This is a genomic window from Bradyrhizobium sp. P5_C11_2 (assembly GCF_054049755.1).
In genome coordinates this window covers 1-3,615 of the sequence record NZ_JBFULT010000671.1, presented here as the reverse complement: position 1 = coordinate 3,615, position 3,615 = coordinate 1, and the positions used below count along the sequence as shown (strand labels likewise).

At 64.6% G+C, this 3,615-nt stretch carries 4 protein-coding genes; all 4 read left to right on the top strand.

The genetic code is table 11. The features are described 5' to 3' along the window. Window positions 1-739 precede the first annotated feature (739 nt). Window positions 740-1,882 (top strand): type III PLP-dependent enzyme, encoded by a 1,143-nt coding sequence (locus tag ACXJL8_RS36565; protein WP_456617389.1) that lies wholly within the window; start codon window positions 740-742, stop codon window positions 1,880-1,882. A gap of 131 nt (window positions 1,883-2,013) precedes the next feature. Continuing rightward, complete coding sequence (locus ACXJL8_RS36560; protein WP_456617388.1) at window positions 2,014-2,601, top strand: GNAT family N-acetyltransferase; 588 nt, start codon at window positions 2,014-2,016, stop codon at window positions 2,599-2,601. Window positions 2,602-2,748: 147 nt separating this feature from the next. After that, window positions 2,749-3,138 carry a RidA family protein gene (locus tag ACXJL8_RS36555; RefSeq protein WP_456617387.1) on the top strand — a complete coding sequence of 130 codons (390 nt, stop codon included), beginning with the start codon at window positions 2,749-2,751 and terminating at the stop codon, window positions 3,136-3,138. A 49-nt stretch (window positions 3,139-3,187) separates the two neighbouring features. After that, window positions 3,188-3,615, top strand: a 428-nt coding sequence (locus ACXJL8_RS36550) for a saccharopine dehydrogenase NADP-binding domain-containing protein (RefSeq protein WP_456686580.1), incomplete at its 3' end; no start/stop codon positions are given.

Sequence of the window (3,615 nt, the reverse complement as noted above, 5' to 3'; positions counted from 1 at the left end):
CTGTTCGCACTCGGCGTGCTCGTGATGACCGCCTTCATCCGCGCGGCTCAGCGCGTCGAGCCCTTCACCAAGCGCGGCTGAAGCGTGCACGCGCGCGAGACGCGCGCGCGGCGCAGAAAAACTTAACGCCTGTTCATCTTCCCCGTCGCTCGCGCAACACAGCGCAAGCAGATGTTAGGTAATCTTGTCGCCAGCCTAAAAAAATTCTTGCGATCGAGATTCAAAACGCTTATGTGCGTTCTTGCCCAATTTCGCACGTGCCTGTGGTCGTGTGTCAGTCGGTAGGTATCCGGACAAGAGGCCGGACAGCCGCCAAGGGGTGAAGAAGCCGAGGGGCTCTTCGGAAGTGCGGAAGTCGAAAGACCCAAGCAAACCCGGAGCGTCCAGCATCTCTCTCAAAGAGATGCCTTGTCGAAGGTGACTTCACTTTTTGCAACCGTGACTGGCAGCCGGAGGCGAACCGGCGCACCCCGCTCTCAACGGGGGACGCGACTTAAAGCAACGACGGATCGGGCTTTTTTGGTCTCTACCGGCAGTCCAACGCCGGCGCGGGCTACTGAAAAGGCTTGTCCTTCATTGCCAGGTGTGCGGGCGGGAAATTCCCAACCAATCCACGGCAGCACAGTCTGATGTGAGTCTTTGGCTCGTCACGCCTCCATCGCGTGATCTGGCCGGAGCGCTCTTATCCGACGTCATTTTTTGAACGGATCCCCGTCGCTGGGCCGTTTGGGAGAGTGCTATGACCGAACGTATTCAGGAATTCCTGCGCAACCGCCGCAGCGAGGGCCGGGACACCGAGCCTTGCCTCGTCGTCGACCTCGAGGTCGTGCGCGACAATTACCAGAGCTTTGCCAAGGCGCTGCCCGACAGCCGCGTGTTCTATGCCGTCAAGGCGAACCCGGCGCCGGAAGTGCTGGCGCTGCTCGCCTCCATGGGCTCCTGCTTCGACACCGCGACGGTCGCCGAGATCGAGATGGCGCTGGCCGCTGGCGCTACGCCCGACCGCATCTCCTTCGGCAACACGATCAAGAAGGAGCGCGACATCGCGCGCGCCTTCGCGCTCGGCATTCGCCTGTTCGCAGTCGACTGCGCCGCCGAGGTCGAGAAGGTTTCCCGTGCCGCTCCCGGCGCGAAGGTGTTCTGCCGCATCCTCTATGACTGCGCCGGCGCCGAGTGGCCGCTGTCGCGCAAGTTCGGCTGCGACCCGGAGATGGCCGTCGAGGTGCTCGACGTCGCCAAGCGCCTGGGCCTGGAGCCGTGCGGCATCTCGTTCCATGTCGGCTCGCAGCAGCGCAAGGTGAAGGCGTGGGACCGCGCGCTGGCGATGGCCTCGCAGGTGTTCCGCGACTGCGCCGAGCGCGGCATCAACCTGACCATGGTCAACATGGGCGGCGGCTTCCCGACCAAGTACCTGAAGGACGTGCCGCCGGTCGTCACCTACGGCCGCTCGATCTTCCGCGCGTTGCGCAAGCACTTCGGCAACCAGATTCCGGAGACCATCATCGAGCCGGGCCGCGGCATGGTGGGCAACGCCGGCATCATCGAATCCGAGGTCGTGCTGATCTCGAAGAAGAGCGACGAGGACGAGGTGCGCTGGGTCTATCTGGACATCGGCAAGTTCGGCGGTCTCGCCGAGACCATGGACGAGTCGATCCGCTACGCCATCCGCACCCCGCATGACGGTGCGGACATGACGCCGTGCGTGCTCGCGGGCCCGACCTGCGACAGCGCCGACGTGCTGTACGAGAAGAACCCGTATCCGCTCCCGGTGACGCTCGAGATCGGCGACAAGCTGCTGATCGAAGGCACCGGGGCCTATACGTCGACCTACTCGGCGGTGGCGTTCAACGGCATCCCGCCGCTGAAGACCTATCACATCTGATCCGCCTCTTGTTCTGAGGCCTGACGAACCCGGGAGCCGGCTTGCCGGCTCCTCCCTGACATTTCGATTTCTGACGACGCCTTGGACCGGCGTGCTTCGCGCACGCAGGTCCAAGCGGGGACTGACGCGCCATGACTGCTTTTCGGAAGCCACAAGTCGCCCTCACTTCGAAAGCCGCTCCGTTCGCGATCCGTGCGGAACGTGCTGCCGACGTCGCCGCCCGTGAAGCGCTGCTGGATGCCTCCTTTGGCGAGAACCGCCATGGCCGCACCTGCCAGCGCCTGCGCGACGGACGTGCACCCGCCGCCGGCCTTGCGCTGGCCGCCGTGCACGAGGGACAATTCGTGGGAACCGTGCGTCTCTGGCACGTCAGCGCCGGAGGCAGGCCCGCTCTGGTCCTCGGACCACTGGCGGTCGATCCTGCCTGCCGCGAGCTCGGGATCGGCGCCGCGCTGATGCGACAAGCGCTGGCCGCCGCCCGGGCGCGCGGGCATGCCGCCGTGATCCTGCTCGGCGATGCCCCCTATTACGCCCGCTTCGGCTTCTCGGCTGAGAAGACCGGCGCACTGGTGCTGCCCGGCCCGTTCGAGCGCGACCGCCTGCTGGCGGTCGAATTCGAGGCCGGTGCGCTGGATGGCGCCGAGGGGATGATCGCCCCGACCGGCGAGGCCCTGCCCAAACGGAGGGTAGTTCGCGCCCTCCAGGCGCACGCGGCCTAAGGGATCGTCATGATGGCGACGACCGAAGCCGCGTTGAGCGGCAACGTCCGGCCGCGCCTGCCCTAAGCTCCGTTCCTTTGGGGTTGCGCAGGCCCCAGAAACGCCCTTTAACCCCGCGAAACACCTCTTTCAGTCGAGGTCCAAACCATGTCCCGTCGCCTGATCTCCACCGGCTCTCCCCTCGAGAAGACCGTCGGCTACAGCCGCGCCGTGATCGACGGCGATTTCGCCTTCGTCGCCGGAACCACCGGCTATGATTACACGACGATGACGATGCCGGCCGATGTCACGAGCCAGTCACGCAACTGCTTCAAGACCATCGAAGCCGCCCTAAAGGAGGGCGGATTCGAGATGGCCGATATCGTCCGTGCGACCTACTACGTCACCGACGCCAGCTACATCGATGCCCACTTCGCCGTCTGCGGCGAGGTTCTCGGCGACATCAGGCCGGCTGCGACGTTGCTGGTCGTCACCGCCCTCGCCAAGCCCGAGATGAAGGTCGAAATCGAAGCGACCGCCAAGCGCCGCAGCGCCTGATCCACCCCTCACCCTTTGCCCGCCAGCACGTTCCGGAGAAACCATCCCCATGAGCCACCCCTCGCAGATCTACGCGAAGATTACTGGTCCCATCGTCATGGTCGGCTTCGGCTCCATCGGCAAAGGCACCTTGCCGATGATCGAGCGGCATCTCGATTACGACAAGTCGCGCATCACCGTGATCGATCCCAAGGACGAGGGCCGCAAGGCGCATTGCGAGAAGCACAATGTGCGCTTCATCCAGAAGGGCGTGACCAGGGACAATTATCGCGAGTTGCTGACCCCGCTGCTCACTGAGGGCGGCGGCCAGGGCTTTTGCGTCAATCTCTCGGTCGATACCGGCTCCACCGACATCATGGAGCTCTGCAACGAGCTCGGCGCTCTCTATATCGACACCGTCAACGAGYCCTGGCTCGGCTTCTATTTCGATTCGTCGAAGGGCCCGGAAGCGCGCTCCAACTACGCGCTGCGCGAGGT